This is a genomic window from Pseudomonas sp. C6002, from assembly GCF_013385805.1.
Lineage (GTDB): Bacteria > Pseudomonadota > Gammaproteobacteria > Pseudomonadales > Pseudomonadaceae > Aquipseudomonas.
Map to the genome: position 1 here is coordinate 1 of NZ_JACAPH010000019.1, position 5,906 is coordinate 5,906.

Annotated in this window: 6 protein-coding genes; all 6 read right to left on the bottom strand. The window is 62.2% G+C overall.

Annotated features, from left to right (window positions below):
• Positions 1-163 precede the first annotated feature (163 nt).
• The 6 genes from HX817_RS13630 to fmdA are packed head-to-tail and all read right to left on the bottom strand — an operon-like array spanning position 164 to position 5,754.
• Positions 164-1,519 (bottom strand): MATE family efflux transporter, encoded by a 1,356-nt coding sequence (locus HX817_RS13630; protein WP_003218590.1) that lies wholly within the window; start codon positions 1,517-1,519, stop codon positions 164-166.
• A 22-nt stretch (positions 1,520-1,541) separates the two neighbouring features.
• Complete coding sequence (locus HX817_RS13635) at positions 1,542-2,105, bottom strand: DUF2239 family protein (RefSeq protein ID WP_177040370.1); 564 nt, start codon at positions 2,103-2,105, stop codon at positions 1,542-1,544.
• Positions 2,106-2,155: 50 nt separating this feature from the next.
• Entirely contained in the window at positions 2,156-3,112 is a 957-nt protein-coding gene (locus HX817_RS13640) for an AAA family ATPase (RefSeq protein WP_177029491.1), read from the bottom strand.
• 3 nt (positions 3,113-3,115) lie between these two features.
• Complete coding sequence (locus HX817_RS13645) at positions 3,116-4,159, bottom strand: aliphatic amidase (RefSeq protein ID WP_177040371.1); 1,044 nt, start codon at positions 4,157-4,159, stop codon at positions 3,116-3,118.
• A 15-nt stretch (positions 4,160-4,174) separates the two neighbouring features.
• Positions 4,175-4,522, bottom strand: coding sequence for a zinc ribbon domain-containing protein (locus HX817_RS13650; RefSeq protein ID WP_008432727.1), 348 nt, complete (start codon positions 4,520-4,522; stop codon positions 4,175-4,177).
• Positions 4,523-4,524: 2 nt separating this feature from the next.
• Entirely contained in the window at positions 4,525-5,754 is a 1,230-nt protein-coding gene (fmdA, locus tag HX817_RS13655) for a formamidase (RefSeq protein ID WP_003218608.1), read from the bottom strand.
• Between the last annotated feature and the right edge of the window lie 152 nt (positions 5,755-5,906).

Genomic DNA, 5,906 nt, shown 5'->3' on the forward strand with positions numbered 1-5,906 from the left:
GTGCTGCCGGAGTGAGGGAACACCGAGCCTAGGCGAGGTGCCGACAGGCGGGGCAGAGCGCTTTGGTTACTTTGCCGCTTTTGCAAAGTGACTCGCTGTAAGAGCGAAACCATAGGCGGCCGTTACCTAAATAACGGATATGTACACGCCCCCCAAAAAAACCTCACACCAACCGCTTGATCTGCTTATGCCGCCAAACCAGCCGGTAATAAGCCGTCTGCAACCCCAACATCGCCAGATACGTCACCGGAAACGCCATCCACACCCCTTCCAGCCCAAACCGCGCATTCAGCAGATACGCCACCGGCAACTCCACCCCCAACACGCACACGATCGAAATCCCCACGGGTACCAGCACCACCCCGCTGGCCCGCATGATCCCGCCCACCACGGCCTGAAAACCGAACACCAGGATGCTCCAGAGCATGATATGCAGCAGGTGCTCGGCCTTGACCCGCGCATCCACGTCGGTAATGAACAACCCCAACAGCCAGTGCGACAACACATACCCCAGCACTATCAACCCACCCGTCAGGCACAGGTTGATCAAAATCCCCGTACGCAGGATCGGCCCGATCCGCTCCAGGCGCCCCGCCCCGATCGCCTGCGCCCCCAGAATCGACGCCGTGATCGCAATCGACAACGCCGGAAACTGCACATAGTTGACGATCTGCGTCACCGCCCCATACGCCGCCGTCGCCTGGGAACCATGGCTGTTGACCAGCGCCAGAATCACCAGCTCCGACAACGACAGCACCACCATCTGCAACCCCGTAGGCAACCCGATACGCAGGACCTTGCCCAGGATCACCCGATCCAGCCGCAGCGCCGCCATCAACTGGCGATCCGGCGCCATCACGTGGTTTTTATGGCGCAGGCGCAGCACCAGGAACGTCATCGCCAGGGCATTACCCACCAACCCCGCCACCACCGCGCTCTGGATACCCATCGGCGGCAGGCCCAGCCAACCCTTGATCAGCGCAGGGGTCAGCACCAGGCCCACGGTGGTCGACACCATCAGCGCCAATAAGGGCGACACCGTGTCACTCACGCCCCGCAGCAGTTGGGTGAACAGGATGAACACCAGCAACAGCGGCATGATCAGCATCATCATCTGCGCATAACCCACCGCGTCATCCAGCACATCCACCGGTGTGCCCAGGGCCTGCATTGCCGGGCGCGCAAACACGCTGCCCAGCACCGCCGCGATCACCCCGATCAGGGCGCCGAGGGTCAGGGTGGCGCCGGTGATCGACTTGACCATCGAGGTTTCCTGCGCGCCCCACGCCTGGCCGATCAGCACCGAAGCACCCGCCCCCAGGCCGATCACCAGGGCGATAAAGAAAAACACGATGGGGAACATCCCCGACACCGCCGCCAACGCCTGGGTGCCGAGCATCTGCCCGACATAGATCCCGTTCAGCGTGCCGGAAAAGCTCTGGAGGAAATTGGACAGCACCATGGGTGCCAGAAAGATCAGGTAGATCTGCCACAACGGTCGTTGCTGGGTGACTTCCATGAAGGTTCGGATCTCAATGCAATTAGGCAGGGAAAGCGTTGCGTGACAACCAGGCCAGGTACAACTTCACATCCACCGGCCAGTGCGCAATCTTGTTGGAAAAGTCGGCGCCGTCCTGGGCAAACAACGCCCGCGAGGCCTCTTCGAAACCCGGCAGGTCGCCGCCCAGGGCGCTCATGAAACGATAGCTGGATTCCTTGGCCTGGCGTCGCTCATCGTGCTCGGCATGGGCGTTGCGCGCTTCATCCACCAGCCGGCGCAAGGCCGCCGAGGCGCCGCCGCGTTGTTGCCCCAGCCACTCCCAATGCCGTGGCAGCAGGGTCACTTCACGGGCGACCACCCCCAGCTTAGGTCGGCCTACGGTAGGTGACGCCGGCACGTCGGCCTCCGTCACCACGACGGTCGGTTGCTGCGGTGCGTAACCGGCGGGCCAGGGATAGTCGACTTGAACGCCGCTGGCGTCATCAAACACCAGCAAGCTGCCCGTCGACAGGTCGAGGTTTTTCAGGTTTTTGGCGACGTCGGCATAAGAGCCGGCGGCCACGCGTTGGTGGCCAAGGAAAGCGGTGCAGTGTGATGCGCTCATGACTTTTACCCGGAATATATTGTTTTACCCGGGTTATATTAGCTTGGAATTTATTTGTTGCAAGCCGCTTGTTGCGAAACCACCAAACGATCACTGTCGACAGTCGCGCCCATGGGGCCCACACCCGGGTCGCGCAATACGCATTCGGCAATCGCCGGCTCAAGTTCCACCCGCAATCGGCGGCCCAAGGCACGGGCACCAAAGCGTACATCATGGTCGCGGCACAACCACACCCGTGCCGACTCATCCAGCACCAGTGACCGCTGCTGCGTCGCCAGGCGTTGATTGAGTTTGCCGAGTTCCACCTCAAGCAGCGCTTCAAGCCATTGATGGTCGATGGGCTCGAACATCAGGATACGGTCGATGCGATTGAGAAACTCCGGCTCGAAATGACTGTGCAAGGCGTCCTCCAACACCGCCGCCTCCCCGCGTCTCAACCAGCGCAACGGGGTAAATCGCTGTCGATGGCGACGCGCCTGTTGTGCACCGATATTGCTGGTCATGAAGATCAGGCTGTTGCGAAAGTCCAGCGTGCGAGCACCACCCGCCAACGTCAGTTGGCCGTTTTCAAGAATGCCCAACAGGCTGCGCACCACTTCCTGGCTGGCCTTTTCCAACTCGTCGAACAACACGATGCCGGGGCGGCTATAGCTGCCCTGGATCAGTTCGCTGTCGAACAGGCTGATGCCTTCCTTGCTGCCGACGTAACCCGGCGGCGCCCCGGTCAAGGCAGCGGCGTAATGCTCCTGGGCCAGGGTGTGCATGTCGATGCGGCAGAACCCGTCGGCACGCCCGTGCAAGGCCAGGGCCAGCAGCCGGACAATTTCCGTCTTGCCGACCCCGGTAGGCCCCATGAACAGGTTGACGCTCAACGGCCGCTCACGCTCACCGATATCGGCCTTGACCACCTTGAGCAACCCTTCCATTTGGGCCAGGGCTGCGTCCTGGCCAACGATACGGCTGCGCAGCAAGGCCATGACCTGGGCCGGTTCAAAAGTAAACCGCATGCCTCAACCCGCCGTTTTTTGTTTACCGCCATGGGGCAACTGCCCCACCGGGCATTCGGCGACACCGACGGTGCTGCGGGTGAAGGCCTCGACATTCTCTTGGGCCTTTTGCGCGTCCAGCACCCAGGTGCGATAGAACTCGAATGGGCAATCCGCCACGCCCTTGTCCCCATCGCCCGAGGCATGCATGCCGGTGTAGCCACGGTGCAGCAGCTTGAACAGATGGTTCTGCGACTGGTCGTTGGCCCGCGCATCGCGGATCTGCGACACCGACAGCTGGGCGTACTGAATGCCCATCTCTTCCTCGCCGCACTCGCCCAGGGTACGGCCATCAAAGCCGATGATCGCCGAGTGCCCGAAGTACGAATACACCCCGTCGAACCCCGCCGCATTCGCCACCGCCACGTAGCAGTTATTGGCCCAGGCCATGCTCTTGGACATCTGCACCTGCTGCTCCTTGGCCGGGTACATATAGCCCTGGCAGCGCACGATCAGCTCGGCGCCTTTCATCGCACAGTCACGCCAGATCTCCGGGTAGTTGCCGTCGTCGCAGATGATCAGGCTGACCTTCATGCCCTTGGGCCCGTCGCACACGTAGGTGCGGTCGCCGGGATACCAACCTTCGATCGGACACCACGGAATGCACTTGCGATAACGCTGGACGATCTCGCCGAGGTTATTGATCAGCACCAGCGTGTTGTACGGCGCCTTGTGCGGGTGCTCCTCGTGGCGTTCACCGGTCAGGGAAAACACGCCCCAGGTATTGGCCTGGCGGCAGGCCGCGGAGAAAATCGCCGTCTCCTCGCCGGGAATACTCGCGGCGGTCGCCATCATCTCGTCGTGGTCGTACATGATCCCCATGGTGCTGTATTCGGGGAACACCACCAGGTCCATGCCGGGCAAACCCTGCTTCATGCCGACAATAATCTCGGCAATCTTCTTCGCGTTATCGATGACTTCGGCCTTGCTGTGCAGGCGCGGCATCTTGTAGTTCACGACAGCAACGCCGACCGTGTCCGGGCTGCTGGAAATGTCGCCATGGCGCATTGCAAATCTCCTCGGTCAATGACTGATCATCCAGGGCCGTGGCCCGGTCCTGGTCTTGAGCCCCAGCGGGTTGGCCTTGCTCGGCACCACCGGCTTGCTGGTGCCACAGCAACTGCAGCCCGCCGGGTGCTTGCGCGCTGCCTGATATTCGCCGACGGTTTGCGGCGCATGGGCGCTGCGCTCGTTACCGGCTATGGCCTTGCGCTGATTGGCCGACAGCGTGGTCAGCGCCGGCGCCGACAGCAGCAACTGCCCGCCCGGGCCGTCGCAATACGGACATTGGCTGGGTTCGTGACGCTGGGCCATGGGCCGCAGCATCGTGAAGGTGCCGCAGGACTCACAGGCATATTCGTAGGTCGGCATGGCTACAGGTCCGGAGCGATGGGCAGGTCAATGCTGCCGTCGAGGAATTGGGTCGGGCCGCTGGCGTTGGGGTTGATGTCGAACTCGAAGATTTCAGTCGGCAGCCACAACGTCGCGCAGGCGTTGGGGATGTCCACCACGCCGCTGATATGCCCCTGCACCGGCGCCGAGCCGAGCAACGCATACCCCTGGGCCGGCGAGTAGCCGAACTTGGTCAGGTAGTTGATCGCATTCAGGCAGGCCTGGCGGTAAGCGACATTGACGTCCAGGTAATGCTGCTGGCCCTGTTCGTCGACGGAGATGCCTTCGAAGATCAGGTAGTTCTTGTAGTTCGGGGTGATCGGGCTTGGCTTGAACACCGGGTTCTTGATCCCGTATTTGGCCATGCCACCCTTGATCAGCTCGACCTTCATGTGCACCCAGCCGGCCATTTCGATGGCGCCGCAAAAGGTGATTTCGCCGTCGCCCTGGCTGAAGTGCAAGTCGCCCACCGACAGGCCGGCGCCGTTGACGTACACCGGGAAATAGATCTTCGAGCCGCGGGACAAATCCTTGATATCGCAGTTGCCGCCATGCTCACGGGGCGGCACGGTGCGGGCACCGGTGGCGGCGGCATCATCACGGGCCGAGCCCTTGAGTTTGCCCATGTGCGCGGTGGCGGCCAGCGGCGCGTTGGCCAGGGGCGGGACGCGGGTCGGGTTGGTATCGATCAGCTCCTGCTCGCGACGATTCCAGTCGGCGAGCATCACCGGGTCGGGCAGGCAGCCGATCAGGCCGGGGTGGATCAGGCCCGCAAAATTGACGCCCGGGATGTGCCGGGAGCTGGTGAACATGCCCTTGAAATCCCAGATGGCTTTTTGCGCGCTGGGGAAGTGATCGGTGAGAAAGCCGCCGCCGTTCTGGCGGGAGAAGAAGCCGTTGAAGCCCCACTGGGAGTCGGCCTTGGCGCCGATGTCGAGCAGGTCGACCACCAGCAAGTCGCCAGGTTCGGCGCCGTGTACGCCCACCGGGCCGGAGAGGTAATGCACAGTGGAGAGGTCGACGTCGCGCACGTCGCTGGCGTCGTCGTTGTTCTTGATGGCGCCGGCGGTCCAGTCGTAGGTTTCGAGGATGAAATCATCGCCGGGTTTGACCCAGCAAGCCATCGGGATGTCCGGGTGCCAACGGTTGTGGATCTGTTCGTTTTCGGTGACGGGTTGGTTGAGGTCGACTTTGATCAGGGTGTCGGTCATCGAGGTGCTCCCGGAGGGTGGGTTGGCTGTCGGGAGCAGTCTCACGGGGATGGGGTTGGGCGGGGAATACGTTGGATGACGTATGCGTCTTTGGGGTTGGGGGGCATATCCGTTTTTTGGGTGATGGCTGATATCGGTTCCGCTCTTACAGC